The sequence below is a fragment of the Pseudomonas sp. QTF5 genome (assembly GCF_000512695.2).
Classification (GTDB): Bacteria; Pseudomonadota; Gammaproteobacteria; order Pseudomonadales; family Pseudomonadaceae; genus Aquipseudomonas.
On sequence record NZ_AZRW02000018.1, the window covers coordinates 1 to 17696 of the forward strand.

The window sequence follows — 17696 nt, forward strand, 5'->3', positions numbered from 1 at the left end:
GCAGCCTTCAGCTATGAAACATGTTTACCGGACACTAGTGACGCAGAGCGTGGGAACGATCATACGGTGGTTATTCGTGATGCGGTTCGCCAAGGAAGGTCAGCGACGTGAACAGCCCGCGTGTCGCCACATCCGGGTTGTCCTTCAGCGCAATCTCCATCTGCGCCGCAATCACATTCAACCCTTCATTACGCACCAATACTTGCGCCCGACCCTCTGCATCGGTTTCGGTACTCAAGGTATTCGGCGCACTGCGATAGTCACCCACCAGCTTCACGCCCGCCGCCGGCTTGCCGTCCAATAGCACTCGAACCGGCAACGACTTGCCCGGCCCAACGGTCAGTGGATCAACCTCCGGCAGAATCAGCAATTTCATCTGATCAAGCTTCGGCAGTTTCGCCCCCGGCTGGTATATCGCCAGGCTGTACTTGAAGGTCTGGGTCGACTCAATGGCCCCCGGCACTTTGCTGCGTCCTTCGTTGATCCACTTTTTGTCGGCGGTCTGCGACCACATGCCATTGTCCAGTGCGACTGCTAGCGCCGCAGGTGGTTTGAGTGGCTGCAGGCGCGCGTGATCGGCCAGGCGTTGCACGGTAACCGGGATCATCTTTCCCTCGGCGTCGTAGGCCCAGGCTCCGCTGATTTTCTGCGCCTTGAAGGCATTGTCCTCGGCGCCATCACCATAAATGGCTTCGATATTGCCGCGACGTTGTTCGGTCCACAGGCCATGGGCCGAAACGTGGGTGGCGAACATCGCGCCGAACAGTCCCAGCAGGACCAATGATTTGCCTTGTTGCATGGAGATTTTTCCTTTTACAGATCGAGTGTCAGGCTGACAGTGAAATTGCGCGGCTCACCGGGATTGACCCAGTAGTTGCTGTAGGAGCGCTCGAAGTATTTCTCGTCGAACAGGTTGTTCAGGTTCAGGCCGAAGGTGACGTTTTCGCTGGCTCTATAATGCGCCAGCAGATCGACGGTGTGGTAGGCCGGCAGTTCGAAATCGCTGCCGGCTTCACCCGAGCGATCGCCAACATAAGTGAACGCGGCGCCGAGATCCGAACCGCGTAAATGGCCATCCTGAAATTCGTAAACCCCCAGCAAACTGCCGCTGCGTTTGGCCACGCCGAGAATCCGGCTGCCGGTGGGAATGACCTTGTCGCCTTGGGTGACTTCGGCATCGATGTAAGCGAAGGCGCCGATCACTCGCACGGCATCGGTGACTTGCCCGGTGACTTGCAGGTCGACACCCTGGCTGCGGGCCTTGCCCATGGCGCGGCTGGAATCGGTGCTCGGATCAAGCGCCAGGACGTTTTCCTTTTCGATATGGAAGGCGGCGAGGGTGGTGCTCAAGCGGTCGTCGAACAGCTCGCTCTTGATCCCGACTTCATAACCGACGCCTTCTTCCGGATCGAAGGATTTGCCGGCGGCGTCCAGCCCGTTGTTCGGTTTGAACGAGGTGGAGGCGTTGGCGAACAGCCCCACTTCGGGCGTCAGTTGGTAGAGCAGGCCAGCCCGCTGGGTCAGGGCATCGTGGCGCTGGCGGCTGGTTGCGTTGCGGCTGTGATCGTCGATGCTTTGTTCGAAATGCTCGAAGCGCGCACCGATCATGCCGCGCAGTTTGTCGGTGAAAGCGATCTGGTCCTGAAGGTTCAGCGCCTGGCTTTCGACGTGCTCGAAGAAGTCGGTCCCGGAGCGTGCGCCATCGGGTTTTGGCTGACCGTAAATCGGCCGATAGATATCGATGGCGTACGGGCCGCCGGCAATGGTCGTGACCCGTTCGTTCTTGCGGAAATTCTCGTATTCGCTGCCGATCAGCAGTTCGTGTTGCCAACTGCCGATGTCGAACAAACCGCGCAGTTCGAGTTGGGTGATGCTGTCGTGCCAGTTGGTATCGCGCTCGCGGTAGCGACGGTTGACGGTGTGGCCGTCAGCGTTCAAGGGACGGTTTTCGGAGGCGAAGCCCCAGAGTTTGCCTTCCTTGTAATGGCTGGCGAGGCGTAGTTTCCAACTGTCGTTGAGCTGATGTTCGAGGGCGGCCTGCAGCAGGTTGTTGTGGTTGTCGATGTCGCCGTCGTTGGGTTCGCCAAGGAAGGTCGAACGGGAGACGCCGCTCCATTTATTGTTCGGCGCGACGATACCGCGATCGAATGTCGAGCTGTGGCGCACGAACTCGCTCTCCACCAACAGGCTGGTGTCCGGGCTCAGTTGCCAGCTGAAGGAAGGCGCAACGAACACACGCTGGCTGTCGACGTGATCGCGGAAACTGTGGTTGTCCTCGACAGCCAGGTTCACCCGGGACAGAACATTGCCGTCATCATCCAGCGGTGTGTTGACGTCCACGGCGGTGCGATAGCGATCCCAGCTGCCGGCGCTGGTTTGCAGTGTGGTGAAGGCTTCAGGCTGGGGTTTCTTGGTGACGATGTTCACCGTACCGCCCGGATCACCACGACCATAGAGGCTGGCGGCCGGGCCTTTGAGCACTTCGATGCGTTCGATGTTGGCCACGTCCGGCGTGCTTGGATAACCACGGTTGGCGCTGAAACCGTCCTTGTAGAACTCCGACGTGGTGAAGCCGCGCACGCTGTATTCGTAGAGCGTCAGGCCGCCGAAGTTGTTCTGCTTCGACACGCCACCGGCAAATTCCAGTGCGCGTTCGACGCTGGTGCTGCCCAGATCCTTGAGCACACTGACGGGAATCACACTGATCGATTGCGGGATATCGCGAAGGGCGGTGTCGGTTTTGGTGGCGCTGGAAGAGCGGGCGGCGCGGTAACCCTTGACCGGGCCGGTGGGGGATTCGTAGTCGGAGGTGACGCTGATGGCGTCCAGCTCAAGGGGTTGAGGCTCTTCAGCGAAGACCGGATCCCCCAGCAAACTGAGGGCCAGACCTGCCAGGGACGCCATTGTTCGAGACGACATGTTAGGTTGTTCCAATAGTAATATTGAAACAATATAACATGCCTAATGAGAATGTCTGCTGTTAAGGCTGAATCTCTCTTGTGCCTTCAAAGGCCCTGAAAAGATCGTCCGAACGCGGCTCGAACCTTTGGCAGCGCCTACGGGCTTACTCTTCTTCTTTTTCCTTGATTGCCATCGGCGCGGGTGGCGGACGCAGACCGATTTCTGCCGTGAGCTTGAGTTCTTTGCCGTTGCGCATCACCTGAATGGTGACCTTGTCGGTCGGCTTGATTCGCGCCACCTGATTCATCGAGCGGCGACCGTCGCCGGCCGGTTCACCGTCGATGCTGAGGATCACGTCACCCAGTTGCAGGCCAGCCTTCTGCGCCGGGCCATCACGGAAAATTCCCGCGACCACAATCCCCGGACGTCCCGACAGACCAAACGATTCCGCGAGTTCCTGACTCAACGGTTGCACTTCAATACCGAGCCAGCCGCGAATTACCTGGCCGTGTTCGATGATCGACTTCATCACTTCCATCGCCAGTTTCACCGGGATCGCGAAGCCGATGCCCTGAGAACCGCCGGACTTGGAGAAAATCGCCGTGTTGATGCCGGTCAGGTTGCCATTGGCGTCCACCAGCGCACCACCGGAGTTGCCAGGGTTGATCGCGGCGTCGGTCTGAATGAAATCTTCGTAGTTGTTCAGCCCGAGCTGATTGCGCCCGGTGGCGCTGATGATGCCCATGGTCACGGTCTGGCCGACGCCGAACGGGTTGCCGATGGCCAGGGCCACGTCGCCGATACGGATGTTGTCGGAACGGCCGACGGTGATCGATGGCAGGTTTTTCAGGTCAATCTTCAATACCGCGAGGTCGGTTTCCGGGTCGCTGCCGATGATCCGGGCCAGGGTTTCACGGCCATCCTTGAGCGCTACCACGATCTGGTCGGCACCGCTGGTCACGTGGTTGTTGGTCAGCAGGTAACCTTCCGGGCTCATGATCACGCCCGAACCGAGGCTCGACTCCATGCGCTTCTGCTTGGGCGAGTTGTCGCCGAAGAAACGGCGGAACTGCGGATCTTCGAACAACGGATGGCTGGGTTTGTTGACCACTTTGGTGGTGTACAGGTTGACCACCGATGGCGCAGCCGTGGTCACCGCGTCGGCATAGGACACCGGACCCTGCTGCAGACCGAGAGTTTGCGGGGCTTGCTGCAGATTGACGTCCAGGCTCGGTAGCCCGACCCACTCCGGGTAACGCTGCATAATCAATAGAGCAACAAGCACACCGGCCAACAACGGCCAGCCGGAAAAACGCAGCGCCTTGAGCATTAAGCACGTCCTACAGAGGTTGCAGGCGGTGTGAGACCGCCCATAATGTCGCGCATTATACGAGGCCGCGCGCGCCTCTGAACGGGATATTTAGGAGTCTTTTATGGCCGTCGCCCTGAGCACCCTGGTCGAAGAAGCCGACCGCTACCTGGCAAGTGCGAAGATCGCCGATTACTGCCCCAACGGTTTGCAGGTCGAAGGCCGGCCGCAAGTGATGCGCATCGTCAGCGGTGTCACCGCAAGCCAGGCGTTGCTGGACGCTGCGGTGGAGGCCCAGGCCGATCTGGTGCTGGTACATCACGGCTATTTCTGGAAAGGCGAGAACCCGTGCATCACCGGCATGAAGCAGCGCCGGTTGAAAACCCTGCTCAAGCACGATATCAGCCTGCTGTCTTATCACTTGCCGCTGGATCTGCACCCGGAGGTCGGTAACAACGTGCAGCTTGCCCGGCAACTGGATATCACCATCGAAGGCCCGCTGGATCCGGACAATCTGAAAGTCGTTGGCCTGGTCGGCTCGTTGAGCGAGCCGATGACCCCTCGCGATTTCGCCCGTCGCGTGCAGGAAGTCATGGGGCGCGAGCCATTGCTGATCGAAGGCAGCGAGATGATTCGTCGGGTCGGCTGGTGCACCGGTGGCGGCCAGGGTTACATTGATCAGGCGGTGTTGGCTGGCGTCGATCTGTACCTCAGCGGCGAGGCCTCCGAGCAGACGTTCCACAGCGCCCGGGAAAACGACATCAGCTTCATCGCCGCCGGCCACCATGCCACCGAGCGCTACGGTGTACAGGCTTTGGGCGATTACCTGGCGCGACGTTTCGCCCTCGAGCACATCTTCATCGATTGCCCGAACCCTATTTGACGGGCGAATTTTTTGATGAACACCCCGGATCAAATGTGGGAGCGGGCTTGCTCGCGAAAGCAATATCTCAGTCAACATCTGCGTTGAATGTGAATCCGCATTCGCGAGCAAGCCCGCTCCCGCACAGATCCTCGAACACCCGAACGGGCAGGTATATTCATATACCCTTTCGATCTAGCCAGCGTCCTGATTAGAAGAGGGCGCTGTGCTAGGATTCCCCGCTCGAACACGGCCCGCCGGCCGTCCATAAGATCGTTTTCGTGAGTAGCCATGGTCGACAAACTGACGCATCTGAAACAGCTGGAGGCCGAAAGCATCCACATCATCCGCGAGGTCGCCGCCGAGTTCGATAACCCGGTGATGCTGTACTCCGTCGGTAAAGACTCCGCCGTGATGCTGCACCTGGCACGCAAGGCATTCTTCCCGGGCAAACTTCCGTTTCCGGTGATGCACGTCGACACCCGGTGGAAGTTCAAGGAAATGTACGCGTTCCGCGACCGCATGGTCGAAGAGCTCGGCCTGGACCTGCTGGTGCACGTCAATCCCGAGGGTGTTGCTCAGGGTATCAACCCGCTCACCCACGGCAGTGCCAAGCACACCGACATCATGAAGACCGAAGGCCTCAAGCAGGCCCTCGACAAGTACGGCTTCGATGCTGCATTCGGTGGCGCCCGTCGCGACGAAGAGAAATCCCGTGCCAAAGAGCGCGTGTATTCCTTCCGTGACACCAAGCACCGCTGGGACCCGAAAAACCAGCGTCCCGAGTTGTGGAACGTCTACAACGGCAAGGTCAACAAGGGTGAATCGATCCGCGTATTCCCATTGTCGAACTGGACCGAGCTGGACATCTGGCAGTACATCTACCTCGAAGGCATCCCGATCGTGCCGCTGTATTTCGCCGCCGAACGCGATGTCATCGAGATGAACGGCACCTGGATCATGATCGACGACGAACGCCTGCTCAATCACCTGAGCGACGAAGACAAGGCGCGCATCGTCAAGAAGAAGGTCCGTTTCCGTACGCTCGGCGACTACCCGTTGACCGGTGCGGTCGAGTCCGAGGCCACCAGCCTGACCGACATCATTCAGGAAATGCTCCTGACGCGAACTTCCGAACGCCAGGGCCGAGTCATCGATCACGATGGCGCAGGTTCGATGGAAGAAAAGAAACGTCAGGGTTATTTCTAAGGGGTTGTCATGTCGCACGCATCTGATTTGATCAGCGAGGACATCCTCGCCTATCTGGGCCAGCACGAACGCAAGGAAATGCTGCGCTTTCTTACCTGTGGCAACGTCGACGACGGCAAGAGCACCCTGATCGGGCGCCTGCTGCACGACTCCAAAATGATCTACGAAGATCACCTTGAAGCCATTACCCGCGACTCGAAAAAAGTTGGCACCACCGGCGAAGACATCGACCTGGCGTTGCTGGTCGACGGCTTGCAGGCCGAGCGTGAGCAGGGCATCACCATCGATGTCGCCTACCGCTATTTCTCCACCGCCAAACGCAAATTCATCATCGCCGATACCCCCGGCCATGAGCAGTACACCCGCAACATGGCCACCGGTGCATCCACCTGTGACCTGGCGATCATCCTGGTCGACGCCCGTTATGGCGTGCAGACCCAGACCCGTCGCCACAGCTTTATCGCCTCGTTGCTGGGCATCAAGCACATCGTTGTCGCCATCAACAAGATGGACCTCAACGGCTTCGACGAAACAGTCTTCGAGTCGATCAAGGCCGATTACCTGAAGTTCGCCGAAGGCATCGCGTTCAAGCCGACCACCATGGCGTTCGTGCCGATGTCCGCGCTCAAGGGCGACAACGTCGTGAACAAGTCCGAGCGCTCGCCGTGGTACACCGGCCAGTCGCTGATGGAAATCCTCGAAACCGTCGAAATCGCCAATGACCGCAACTACACCGACCTGCGTTTCCCGGTGCAGTACGTCAACCGTCCGAACCTGAACTTCCGTGGTTTCGCCGGCACCCTGGCCAGCGGCATCGTGCACAAGGGCGACGAAGTCGTTGTGTTGCCGTCGGGCAAGAGCAGCCGCGTGAAATCCATTGTCACCTTCGAAGGTGAGCTGGAACATGCCGGTCCTGGTCAAGCGGTGACGCTGACCATGGAAGACGAAATCGACATTTCCCGCGGCGACTTGCTGGTGCATGCCGACAACCAGCCGCAAGTGACTGACGCCTTCGACGCCATGCTGGTGTGGATGGCCGAAGAGCCGATGCTGCCGGGCAAGAAATACGACATCAAGCGCGCCACGACTTACGTGCCGGGTTCGATCACCAGCATCGTCAATCGCGTGGACGTGAACACCTTGGCCGAAGGGCCGGCCAGTTCTCTGCAGCTGAACGAGATCGGTCGGGTCAAGATCAGCCTCGACGCTGCCATCGCGCTGGACGGTTACGACAGCAACCGCACCACCGGTTCGTTCATCGTCATCGATCGACTGACCAACGGCACGGTCGCGGCCGGCATGATCATCGCCCAGCCGTTGAGCCATGGCACCAGCACCCACCACGGCAAACTGGCTCACGTGGCTACCGAAGAACGTGCCCAGCGCTTCGGTCAGCAACCGGCCACCGTGTTGTTCAGCGGCCTGTCGGGCGCTGGCAAAAGCACCCTGGCCTATGCGGTTGAACGCAAGCTGTTCGACCTGGGTCGTGCGGTGTTTGTTCTCGATGGCCAGAACCTGCGTCACGACCTGAATAAAGGTCTGCCACAGGATCGTGCCGGGCGTACCGAAAACTGGCGTCGTGCGGCGCACGTTGCGCGTCAGTTCAACGAAGCCGGCCTGCTGACCTTGGCTGCATTCGTTGCGCCGAGTGCTGAAGGTCGTGAGCAGGCCAGGGAACTGATCGGCAAGGAGCGTCTGCTGACGGTCTACGTCCAGGCCTCGCCGACGGTCTGTGCCGAGCGTGATCCGCAAGGTCTGTACGCGGCGGCTGGCGACAACATCCCGGGCGAATCCTTCCCGTACGACGTGCCGCTGAATGCCGATCTGGTGATCGACACCCAGTCGCTGTCGCTGGAAGAGAGCGTCAAGCAAGTGCTGGATCTGCTGCGTAAGCGTGGCGCGATCTAAGCGTTAGCTGCAAATAAAAAACCCGCAGATGAGTGATCGTCTGCGGGTTTTTTTTGTCTGCGCTATTCAAATGTGGGAGCGGGCTTGCTCGCGAAGGCTGACTGACATTCAACAATGATGTTGGCTGACACACCGCTTTCGCGAGCAAGCCCGCTCCCACAGGAGATCAGTGTTTGCCAGGATACTCACGGTGCATCTGCCCCAACAGCGCATCCTTGTCATTCCACAGCTGATTGATCCAGCCCTGAAACTCCAGGCGATACACACCGTCCTGGTCGTAGTTCTTGCCGACGAACTGCGGTGGAATCTTCAGCTCCTGAAAATGCACCACCACGTCTTTCACGTTTCCACAGAGCAAATCCCAATAACCCGGACGCCCCGCCGGATAGTGAATGGTCACGTTGACGATGGCCTCCAGCTGGTCGCCCATGGCATCCAGCACGAAGGCAATACCACCCGCTTTCGGCTTGAGCAGATAGCGGAACGGTGAACCCTGTTGTACGTGTTTGCCCTCGGTGAAGCGCGTGCCTTCGACGAAGTTGAAAATCCCCACCGGGTTATTGCGGAACTTGTCGCACGTCTTGCGGGTGGTCTCCAGGTCTTCGCCTTTCTTCTCTGGATGCTTCTCCAGATAGGCCTTGGAATAACGCTTCATGAATGGAAAACCGAGTGCCCACCACGCCAGACCAATCACCGGCACCCAGATCAGTTGCTGTTTGAGAAAGAACTTCAGCGGGCGGATCCGACGGTTGAGTACGTACTGCAACACCATGATGTCGACCCAGCTCTGGTGGTTGCTGGTGATCAGATACGAGTGCTGATAGTCCAGGCCTTCCAGCCCGCTGAGCTGCCAGCGCGTGTGCCCGAGCAGGTCCATCCAGGCCTTGTTGTTGCTGATCCAGGTTTCGTGGATATGGCCCATCAGCCAATCGGTGAAACGCTGGGCGGCGGGGAAGGGCAGCAACAGTTTGAAGATCGCCACCACGAACAGCGGCGTGCAGCAGACAATCGTGTTCAGCGCCAACAACAGCGAGGCGATCACGCCGCGCAGGGGTGCAGGTAGAAAATCCAGCATTTAAAGATCCATAGGTCGGTTGGCAGCCTGGATCGCGGTCAACGCGATGGTGTAGACAATGTCGTCGACTTGCGCGCCGCGCGGAAGGTCGTTCACCGGTTTGCGCAGGCCTTGCAGCATCGGTCCGAGGCTGACGCAGTCGGCGCTGCGCTGCACGGCTTTGTGGGTGGTGTTGCCGGTGTTCAGGTCGGGGAACACGAACACCGTGGCACGCCCTGCCACCTGACTGTTCGGCGCCAGTTGCTTGGCCACGGTTTCGTTGGCGGCGGCGTCGTACTGCAATGGGCCGTCGATCAACAATGAGTTCTGTTGTTCGTGGGCGAGCAACGTGGCCTCGCGAACCTTCTCGACTTCTTCACCGCTGGCCGACTCACCGCTGGAGTAACTGATCATCGCCACGCGCGGAGTGATGCCGAACGCCGCTGCCGAATCGGCGCTTTGCAAGGCGATCTCGGCCAGTTCGCTGGCACTCGGGTGCGGGTTCATCACGCAGTCGCCGTAAACCAGCACTTCTTCCGGAAACAGCATGAAGAACACCGACGACACCAGTGTGCAGCCCGGCGCGGTCTTGATCAGTTGCAGGGCCGGACGGATGGTGTTGGCCGTGGAGTGAATGACTCCGGACACCAGCCCGTCGACTTCATCCAGCGCCAGCATTACGGTGCCGATCACCACGGTGTCTTCCAGTTGTTGCTCGGCCATGGGTGCGTTGAGGCTTTTGCTTTTACGCAGGGCGACCATCGGCTCGACGTAACGCTCGCGGATCAGGTCCGGGTCGAGGATTTCCAGCCCCGGTGGCAACTCGATGCCTTGGGCGCGGGCGACGGCTTCGACATCCGCCGGTTTCGCCAGCAGTACGCAACGGGCAATGCCGCGGGCCTGGCAGATTGCAGCGGCTTGCACCGTCAACGGCTCGCTGCCTTCGGGCAACACGATGCGCTTGTTGGCGGCCTGGGCGCGCTGGATCAGTTGATAGCGGAACACCGCGGGCGACAGGCGCATTTCCCGTGGCGTACCGCAGCGCTGGTGCAGCCAGTTGGCGTCGAGGTGGCTGGCGACGAAGTCGGTGATGATCTCCGCACGCTCGCGGTCGTCGATCGGGATTTCCTTGTTCAAACCGTTCAACTGGTTGGCGGTGTCGTAGGAACCGGTGCTGACCGACAACACCGGCAAGCCGGCCTGCAAGGCGCCACGGCACAGGTCCATGATGCGTGGGTCGGGCAGAGTGTCGCTGGTCAGCAACAGGCCGGCCAGAGGCACGCCGTTCATCGCCGCGAGGCTGACCGCGAGGATGATGTCGTCGCGATCGCCGGGGGTCACCACCAGCACGCCGGGCTTGAGCAGCTCCACGGTGTTGCGCATGGTGCGGGCGCAGATGATGATGTTGGTCATGCGCCGCGTTTCGTAGTCGCCGGCGTTGAGCACCTGAGCGCCCATCAGATCGGCTACGTCACGGGTGCGCGGGGCGTTCAATTCGGGTTGGAACGGGATACAGCCGAGCAGACGGAAATCGCCACTGCGCAACAACGGCGAGTGTTCCTTCAGGCGCGAGGCGAAGGCCTCCATGCTTTCGTCGGTCTTGACCTTGTTGAGGATCACGCCCAGCACTTTCGGGTCTTTCGGCCCACCGAACAATTGCGCCTGCAACTCTACCCGGCCCGACAATTCGGTCAGCACTTCGTTTTCCGGCGCCGAGACCAGAATCACATCGGCGTCGAGGCTCTTGGCCAAATGCAGGTTGACCCGCGCCGCGTAACTGGCGCTGCGGGTCGGGACCATGCCTTCGACGATCAGCACGTCTTTGCCGACAGCGGCTTGCTGATAAAGGGTGATGATTTCTTCGAGCAGTTCGTCCAGCTGACCGTCGCCGAGCATCCGCTCAACGTGGGCCAGGCCCAGTGGCTGAGGCGGTTTCAAACCGTGGGTGCGGGCCACCAGTTCGGTGGACCGTTCAGGGCCCGTATCGCCCGGGTGCGGCTGGGCAATCGGTTTGAAAAAGCCGACTTTGAGACCGGCCCGCTCAAGCGTACGCACCAGCCCGAGGCTGATGGAGGTCAGACCCACACCAAAATCTGTGGGCGCGATAAAAAAAGTTTGCATGCGGATTCTCTAAGGGAGCATGGCAGTGGTGAGCGCCTATGGCTGGCGTTCTACCGATATTCAGTCGCCAAGGTTATCGCTAACCGAGCCCTGTGCGCACCAACCGCAATCAAAGGGCTGGCCTATTTTTTCATTGCGCTGCAAAGGGTCCAGTACCCAGGCCCGGGATTGCCACGGTGGCTGGTGCCGCAGGTGTTGGGTATGGCCGCAGGAAAGCTCGGCCACCCAGTGCCCGTCCTCGTCCTGATGAAAGCCTGTGACGGTCGAGGCTTTCGTCACGTCCCGTCTGTCCGGGTTGTGTTCGCTTTCGGGCGATTGCTTCGCTAAACTTGGTCTTTCTATATTCTTATGCAAAAGGTCTCGCCCCATGCTGATCGCCGCCAATAAGGCTGTCTCCATCGACTATACCCTGACCAACGACGCTGGTGAGGTCATCGACAGCTCCGCCGGCGGCGCGCCGCTGGTCTACCTGCAAGGCGCAGGTAATATCATCCCGGGCCTGGAAAAGGCACTGGAAGGCAAAGCAGTCGGTGACGAACTGACTGTCGCTGTAGAACCTGAAGATGCCTACGGCGAATACGCTGCCGAACTGGTCAGCACTCTGAGCCGCAGCATGTTCGAAGGCGTTGACGAGCTGGAAGTGGGCATGCAGTTCCACGCTTCCGCGCCGGACGGCCAGATGCAGATCGTCACCATTCGCGATCTGGACGGCGACGATGTTACCGTTGATGGCAACCACCCGTTGGCCGGTCAGCGCCTGAATTTCCAGGTCAAGATCATCGACATCCGTGACGCCAGTCAGGAAGAAATCGCTCATGGTCACGTCCATGGCGAAGGTGGCCATCACCACTGATTTTCTGCGCTAAGCTTTCGAGAGCTGGAGAGGCGCCCGAGGGCGCCTTTTTAGTCCGCGGCTGTCCTTGATGACACCGCCAAGTGGCTGTTTCGAGAAGAACACGGGAATTTGGAGTTCGTCATGAGTGCTTTTCACGACCTTAAACTGACAGCCCTGGATGGTCAGGAGCTACCTCTGGCGCCCTTCAAGGGGCGTGTCGTGCTGGTGGTCAACGTCGCCTCCAAATGTGGCTTGACCCCACAGTATGCGGCGCTGGAAAACCTTTACCAGCAATACAAGGACCAGGGTTTCAGTGTGCTGGGCTTGCCGTGCAACCAGTTTGCCGGGCAGGAACCGGGCACCGAGCAGGAGATCCAGGCGTTCTGCAGTCTCAACTATGGCGTGACCTTTCCGTTGTCCAGCAAGCTGGAAGTCAACGGTCATGAGCGTCATCAGTTGTATCGTTTGCTGGCAGGCGAGGGCGCGGAATTCCCGGGCGACATCACCTGGAACTTCGAGAAATTCCTGCTGGGCAAGGACGGTCGCGTGCTGGCGCGGTTTTCGCCTCGAACGGCGCCGGATGATCATTCTGTCATCCAGGCGATCGAAAAAGCGCTGAGCTGAGTTCCTCCTCTGTAGGAGCGAGGCTTGCCCGCGAAGGCGTCATGTCATTCAACATTGATATCGACTGACATGACACCTTCGCGGGCAAGTCGGATCGCCGCACCGCTCGCTCCTACAATGCTTTCTGTCTTTTGATCCTTAATCACCTAAATCAATAGTGCTGTTCAAGCCTTGCGACTCTCCATATTATCGCCGTCATAAAGTCTATGTCCCGTGGAGCGTCCCATGCCTGTCAAAGCCCTGTTCAAGCCTTTTCACCTAGGCGCTCTCGAGTTGCCGACCCGCGTCGTCATGGCGCCGATGACCCGCTCGTTTTCGCCGGGCGGCGTGCCCAATTCCAAAGTGATCGAGTACTACCGTCGTCGCGCCGCCGCAGGGGTTGGGCTGATCATCACCGAAGGCACCACCGTCGGTCATAAGGCCTCCAATGGCTACCCGAACGTACCGCACTTCTATGGTGAAGTGGCATTGGCCGGCTGGAAGAAAGTCGTCGACGCGGTGCATGCCGAAGGCGGCAAGATCGTTCCACAACTGTGGCATGTGGGCAGCGTGCGCCGCATCGGCACCGAGCCGGACGCCAGCGTGCCGGGTTACGGTCCGTCGGAAAAACTGAAGGACGGTCAGGTCGTGGTTCACGGCATGACCAAGGAAGATATCCAGGACGTGATTGCCGCGTTCGCCCAAGCCGCCAAGGATGCTCAGAGCATCGGCATGGACGGCGTGGAAATCCACGGTGCCCACGGTTATCTGGTGGACCAGTTCTTCTGGGAAGGCAGCAACCAGCGCACTGACGAATACGGCGGCAGCCTGGCGAACCGTTCGCGCTTTGCCATCGAATTGATTGAGGCAGTGCGTGCAGCGGTCGGTGAGGGTTTCCCGATCATCTTCCGTTTCTCCCAGTGGAAGCAGCAGGACTACACCGCGCGTTTGGTACAAACCCCGGAAGCTTTGGGCGAATTCCTCAAGCCATTGTCCGACGCCGGCGTGGACATTTTTCACTGCTCGACACGGCGTTTCTGGGAGCCGGAATTTGATGGTTCCGAACTCAACCTGGCCGGCTGGACCCGCAAGCTCACCGGCAAGCCAACCATCACCGTCGGCAGCGTCGGCCTGGACGGTGAGTTCCTGCAATTCATGGTCAACACCGACAAGATCGCGCAACCGGCCAGCCTGGAAAAACTGCTGGAGCGTTTGAACAACGACGAGTTCGATCTGGTGGCAGTGGGCCGTGCATTGCTGGTGGACCCGGACTGGGCGCAGAAAGTGCGCGACGGTCGCGAGGAAGACATCCTGCCGTTCAGCCGTGAGGCGTTGATGACGCTGGTTTAAGCGGCGACAGGACTGACGCCTTCGCGAGCAAGCCCGCTCCCACATTCGACCGAGTTCTCTTAGGGGAATGCGATCAAAGGTGGGAGCGGGCTTGCTCGCGAAGGCTGACTCAATGTCATCAAGGATTCAGGGTAATGTCTGTGCATCAGGAACCACCTGCTCCCCAACACAAGCCCCCCGCAACTGCCCCTCGAACTGCTCGATAATCGCCGCCCACCCCTGACGACTCGCATGCTGGCGCGCATTTAACCGCACGCAGCGCAAGGTTTCGCGCTCCTCCAGCAGCCAACGTGCCGCATCGCAGAACGCCTCTTCATCCCCAGGCATGGCCAGTACGCCGTTGTAGCCATGGCGAATATGCTGGGCCGCCGCAGCCTGATCGTACGCCACCACCCCCAGCCCCGAGGCTAATGCCTCAAGCACCACATTGCCGAAGGTTTCGGTCAGGCTCGGAAACAGAAACACATCCCCCGACGCATAGTGACTGGCCAAGGCTTCGCCGCGTTGTGAGCCGCAGAAAATCGCCTCCGGCAATTCCTTCTCCAGCATCGATCGTTGCGGACCGTCACCGACCACAATCAATTTCATCTTTCGCTGTGGATAACTCATTTTCAGCGTGTCGAAACTGCGCTTGAGCAAGCCAAGGTTCTTCTCCTGGGCCAAGCGTCCTACGTGGATGAAAGCAATATCATCCTCGGCCAGTCCCCATTGCTCGCGCAGCAGCTTCTGCCGTTTGGCTGGATGAAACAACTGGCTGTCGACGCCTCGAGAGAGCAGCGCCAGGCGCTCGAAACTGCGGCGTTCCAGTTCCAGTCGCTGGCTGGCACTGGGCACCAAGGTCAGGGTCGAGCGATTGTGAAACCAGCGCAGGTAGTGGGTCAGCAAGCGCGTCAGCAGCCCGAGGCCGTACTGGCTGGAGTACTGCTGAAAATTGGTATGAAAGCCGCTGACCACCGAAATCCCCAAGCGCCGTGCGGCGCGCAACGCCGACAACCCCAGCGGTCCTTCGGTGGCGATGTACAACACGTCCGGGCGATGCCGTTTCCAGCGCCGCAGCAGCTTGTGCATCGACGACTGACCCCATTGCAAGCCGGGATAACCCGGCAGCGGCCAGCCTCGACACAACAGCAACTCATCGCTGCTGCCCATAAGTGGGTCGCCACCCTGACGTGGCCGCACCAACTCGACCTGATGCCCACGCGCGCGCAAACCGTCGAACAAGCGACCAAGAGTATTGGCCACGCCGTTGATTTCCGGTGGGAAGGTTTCGGTGATCAGGGTGATATGCAGAGTTGTCGTCATGACCTCAGTGTCGGCTGAGGCCATGTCGTCATTGTGACGGTGGGATGATGGATTTGTGACGCGATCAGCGGCGTTCTGCCACCAAATTCTCCGCGCCACGCTCACGCACCCAGAACAGCGTCGCCCCGGCCACTGCCGCCGGCATCATCAGAATGTTGACCACCGGAATCAGCAACACCAGATACACGCTGCCGCCGAAGCCGAGGCTCTGCCAGCGTTTCTGTCGCAGCCAGGCGAGCATTTCGTTCCAGCCGAGTTTGTGGTTATCCGCCGGGTAGTCGATGTACTGAATCGCCATCATCCACACCCCGAACAGCAGCCATAGCGGCGCGGCGATGATGTTGACCACCGGGATGAACGACAGGATGAACAGCCCGATGGCCCTGGGCAGGAAGTAGCCGAGTTTGCGCATTTCACGGGACAGGGTGCGCGGGATCATGGCGATCAGTTCGCCCCAGCTGAAGGCCGGGAAGTCGTCGGTGCCGCGCACCACCACTTCGACTTTCTCCGCGAGAAAGCCATTGAACGGCGCGGCAATGATGTTGGCGAGCATGGTGAAGGTGAAGAACACCATAAACACCACCAACACGACAAAAATCGGCCAGAGGACGTAGCTGAGGAAGTTCAGCCAATCGGGCAGGGACGGCATCAGCGTATCGACCCACATACTGAACTGATGGCCAGCCAGATAGATCAATCCGACGAATAGCACCAGGTTGATCGCCAGCGGCAACAACACGAACAAGCGCAGGCTTGGGCTCAGGACCAGCTTGAGGCCCTCGCGCAGGTATTGCGGGCCAGACAGAACGGGGGCGGGCATAACGTGCTCCGAGCAAAGGGTAAACGCGCCGACCTTACCGGCTTTGCCTGACAGGCGAAAGCGCGGTAGCGGCATCGACATTAACTGTAACAAAGGCGTCTATATATTCACCTCGATGGGATAGAGACCGCCTATGAGCTGGATTGTTAAACCGTATTTCCTTAATCTTCGCCCCCTCGATACGCTGCACCCATTCTTTTACAGGACTGTCGAACCCAAGCCTTCCCCAAGTGCTTTCAACGGTCCTTTTTTATTCCCGCCGGCAATCCGGCGTTCCGCGCTCAGTGTTTCGGGCCCGGTCAACAGGAGCAGGTCATGTCTGAAGTTCGTCATTCGCGAGTGATTATTCTCGGTTCCGGCCCTGCCGGTTATAGCGCCGCGGTCTATGCCGCCCGTGCCAACCTCAAGCCACTATTGATCACTGGCATGCAGGCTGGCGGTCAACTGACCACCACCACCGAAGTCGACAACTGGCCGGGCGACGTCCATGGCCTGACCGGCCCGGCGCTGATGGAACGGATGAAAGAGCACGCCGAGCGCTTTGAAACCGAGATCGTGTTCGATCACATCAATGCCGTGGACTTCGCCGCCAAGCCATACACCTTGATTGGCGACAGCGCGACTTACACCTGCGACGCACTGATCATCGCCACCGGCGCCAGCGCTCGTTATCTGGGCCTGCCATCGGAAGAAACGTTCATGGGCAAAGGCGTTTCGGCCTGCGCGACGTGCGATGGGTTCTTCTATCGCAACAAGCCAGTGGCCGTGGTGGGTGGCGGTAATACTGCCGTGGAAGAGGCGCTGTACCTGGCCAACATCGCCAGCACTGTGACCCTGATTCACCGTCGCGAGACGTTCCGCGCCGAGAAGATTCTGATCGACAAGCTGAATGCCCGGGTTGCCGAAGGCAAGATCATCCTGAAGCTGAACTCGACCCTGGACGAAGTGCTGGGCGACAACATGGGCGTGACCGGTGCTCGCCTGAAGAACAACGACGGCAGCTTCGACGAGCTGAAAGTCGACGGTGTGTTCATCGCCATCGGCCACACCCCGAACACTTCGTTGTTCGAAGGCCAGTTGACGTTGAAAGACGGCTATCTGGTTGTGCAGGGTGGCCGTGATGGCAACGCAACGGCGACCAGCGTCGAAGGCATCTTCGCCGCCGGTGACGTGGCTGACCACGTTTACCGTCAGGCCATCACCTCGGCTGGTGCCGGTTGCATGGCGGCACTGGATGCCGAGCGTTACCTCGACGATCTGCAGAACGCTTGATTCTGATTCTGTAGAAAGTAAAAAACCGGCTTCGGCCGGTTTTTTTGTGTACACGATTTAATGCCTGATCACATTTCCAGTGTGGGAGCGGGCTTGCTCGCGAATGCGATGTGTCAGGCAATATGAATGTCGACTGACAGGCCGCATTCG

15 protein-coding genes are annotated in these 17696 nt (G+C 59.5%); 7 read left to right on the forward strand and 8 right to left on the reverse strand.

The features are described 5' to 3' along the window. Positions 1-70: 70 nt before the first annotated feature. From IC37_RS15640 to algW, 3 genes are all read right to left on the reverse strand, one after another. The gene (locus tag IC37_RS15640; protein ID WP_030128616.1) at positions 71-799 is read right to left on the reverse strand and encodes a DUF4198 domain-containing protein; all 729 of its coding nucleotides are present in this window, start codon (positions 797-799) and stop codon (positions 71-73) included. A gap of 14 nt (positions 800-813) precedes the next feature. Further along, positions 814-2919, reverse strand: a complete 2106-nt coding sequence (locus IC37_RS15645) for a TonB-dependent siderophore receptor (protein WP_030128617.1) — start codon at positions 2917-2919, stop codon at positions 814-816. Positions 2920-3064: 145 nt separating this feature from the next. Beyond that, positions 3065-4231 carry a Do family serine endopeptidase AlgW gene (algW, locus tag IC37_RS15650; protein WP_030128618.1) on the reverse strand — a complete coding sequence of 389 codons (1167 nt, stop codon included), beginning with the start codon at positions 4229-4231 and terminating at the stop codon, positions 3065-3067. Between the two features lie 103 nt (positions 4232-4334). On the opposite strand from algW, the gene IC37_RS15655 reads away from it, so the two are divergent. From IC37_RS15655 to cysN, 3 genes are all read left to right on the forward strand, one after another. Then, on the forward strand, positions 4335-5093 hold the full coding sequence (locus IC37_RS15655) for a Nif3-like dinuclear metal center hexameric protein (RefSeq protein WP_030128619.1): 759 nt from the start codon (positions 4335-4337) through the stop codon (positions 5091-5093). A gap of 270 nt (positions 5094-5363) precedes the next feature. Continuing rightward, complete coding sequence (gene cysD, locus IC37_RS15660; RefSeq protein ID WP_030128620.1) at positions 5364-6281, forward strand: sulfate adenylyltransferase subunit CysD; 918 nt, start codon at positions 5364-5366, stop codon at positions 6279-6281. 9 nt (positions 6282-6290) lie between these two features. Next, complete coding sequence (cysN, locus tag IC37_RS15665) at positions 6291-8189, forward strand: sulfate adenylyltransferase subunit CysN (protein ID WP_030128621.1); 1899 nt, start codon at positions 6291-6293, stop codon at positions 8187-8189. Positions 8190-8355: 166 nt separating this feature from the next. Here the strand turns inward: cysN and IC37_RS15670 are convergent, their stop codons facing one another. The 3 genes from IC37_RS15670 to IC37_RS15680 are packed head-to-tail and all read right to left on the reverse strand — an operon-like array spanning position 8356 to position 11763. Next, a complete protein-coding gene (locus tag IC37_RS15670) occupies positions 8356-9264 on the reverse strand; it encodes an acyltransferase (RefSeq protein WP_030128622.1) in 909 nt (302 codons plus the stop codon). Next, positions 9265-11364, reverse strand: a complete 2100-nt coding sequence (gene pta / locus IC37_RS15675; RefSeq protein ID WP_030128623.1) for a phosphate acetyltransferase — start codon at positions 11362-11364, stop codon at positions 9265-9267. It lies immediately after the preceding gene. A gap of 60 nt (positions 11365-11424) precedes the next feature. Further along, a complete protein-coding gene (locus IC37_RS15680) occupies positions 11425-11763 on the reverse strand; it encodes a DUF3565 domain-containing protein (protein ID WP_030128624.1) in 339 nt (112 codons plus the stop codon). Here IC37_RS15680 and IC37_RS15685 point away from each other — a divergent pair. From IC37_RS15685 to IC37_RS15695, 3 genes are all read left to right on the forward strand, one after another. Next, positions 11732-12217: a peptidylprolyl isomerase gene (locus tag IC37_RS15685; RefSeq protein WP_007901600.1), complete on the forward strand. Its 486-nt coding sequence runs from the start codon at positions 11732-11734 to the stop codon at positions 12215-12217. The genes IC37_RS15680 and IC37_RS15685 overlap by 32 nt on opposite strands. Before the next feature lie 123 nt (positions 12218-12340). Further along, positions 12341-12823: a glutathione peroxidase gene (locus tag IC37_RS15690; protein ID WP_030128625.1), complete on the forward strand. Its 483-nt coding sequence runs from the start codon at positions 12341-12343 to the stop codon at positions 12821-12823. Between the two features lie 225 nt (positions 12824-13048). Then, on the forward strand, positions 13049-14152 hold the full coding sequence (locus IC37_RS15695) for an NADH:flavin oxidoreductase (protein ID WP_030128626.1): 1104 nt from the start codon (positions 13049-13051) through the stop codon (positions 14150-14152). A gap of 126 nt (positions 14153-14278) precedes the next feature. Here the strand turns inward: IC37_RS15695 and IC37_RS15700 are convergent, their stop codons facing one another. Next, positions 14279-15478 (reverse strand): glycosyltransferase family 1 protein, encoded by a 1200-nt coding sequence (locus IC37_RS15700; protein WP_030128627.1) that lies wholly within the window; start codon positions 15476-15478, stop codon positions 14279-14281. Positions 15479-15518: 40 nt separating this feature from the next. After that, complete coding sequence (cysZ, locus tag IC37_RS15705) at positions 15519-16274, reverse strand: sulfate transporter CysZ (protein ID WP_030128628.1); 756 nt, start codon at positions 16272-16274, stop codon at positions 15519-15521. Between the two features lie 315 nt (positions 16275-16589). Here cysZ and trxB point away from each other — a divergent pair, with 315 nt between their 5' ends. Then, positions 16590-17546, forward strand: coding sequence for a thioredoxin-disulfide reductase (gene trxB / locus IC37_RS15715; RefSeq protein ID WP_030128629.1), 957 nt, complete (start codon positions 16590-16592; stop codon positions 17544-17546). The last annotated feature ends 150 nt before the right edge of the window (positions 17547-17696 follow it).

Bases quoted from the DNA above. Each gene is read 5' to 3' on its own strand.
- cysD (WP_030128620.1), top strand. From the start codon at position 5,364: ATGGTCGACAAACTGACGCATCTGAAACAGCTGGAGGCCGAAAGCATC.
- IC37_RS15670 (WP_030128622.1), bottom strand. From the start codon at position 9,264: ATGCTGGATTTTCTACCTGCACCCCTGCGCGGCGTGATCGCCTCGCTG.
- IC37_RS15690 (WP_030128625.1), top strand. From the start codon at position 12,341: ATGAGTGCTTTTCACGACCTTAAACTGACAGCCCTGGATGGTCAGGAG.
- IC37_RS15655 (WP_030128619.1), top strand. From the start codon at position 4,335: ATGGCCGTCGCCCTGAGCACCCTGGTCGAAGAAGCCGACCGCTACCTG.
- trxB (WP_030128629.1), top strand. From the start codon at position 16,590: ATGTCTGAAGTTCGTCATTCGCGAGTGATTATTCTCGGTTCCGGCCCT.
- cysN (WP_030128621.1), top strand. From the start codon at position 6,291: ATGTCGCACGCATCTGATTTGATCAGCGAGGACATCCTCGCCTATCTG.
- IC37_RS15700 (WP_030128627.1), bottom strand. From the start codon at position 15,478: ATGGCCTCAGCCGACACTGAGGTCATGACGACAACTCTGCATATCACC.
- cysZ (WP_030128628.1), bottom strand. From the start codon at position 16,274: ATGCCCGCCCCCGTTCTGTCTGGCCCGCAATACCTGCGCGAGGGCCTC.
- IC37_RS15685 (WP_007901600.1), top strand. From the start codon at position 11,732: ATGCTGATCGCCGCCAATAAGGCTGTCTCCATCGACTATACCCTGACC.
- IC37_RS15680 (WP_030128624.1), bottom strand. From the start codon at position 11,763: ATGGAGACAGCCTTATTGGCGGCGATCAGCATGGGGCGAGACCTTTTG.
- algW (WP_030128618.1), bottom strand. From the start codon at position 4,231: ATGCTCAAGGCGCTGCGTTTTTCCGGCTGGCCGTTGTTGGCCGGTGTG.
- IC37_RS15695 (WP_030128626.1), top strand. From the start codon at position 13,049: ATGCCTGTCAAAGCCCTGTTCAAGCCTTTTCACCTAGGCGCTCTCGAG.
- IC37_RS15640 (WP_030128616.1), bottom strand. From the start codon at position 799: ATGCAACAAGGCAAATCATTGGTCCTGCTGGGACTGTTCGGCGCGATG.
- IC37_RS15645 (WP_030128617.1), bottom strand. From the start codon at position 2,919: ATGTCGTCTCGAACAATGGCGTCCCTGGCAGGTCTGGCCCTCAGTTTG.
- pta (WP_030128623.1), bottom strand. From the start codon at position 11,364: ATGCAAACTTTTTTTATCGCGCCCACAGATTTTGGTGTGGGTCTGACC.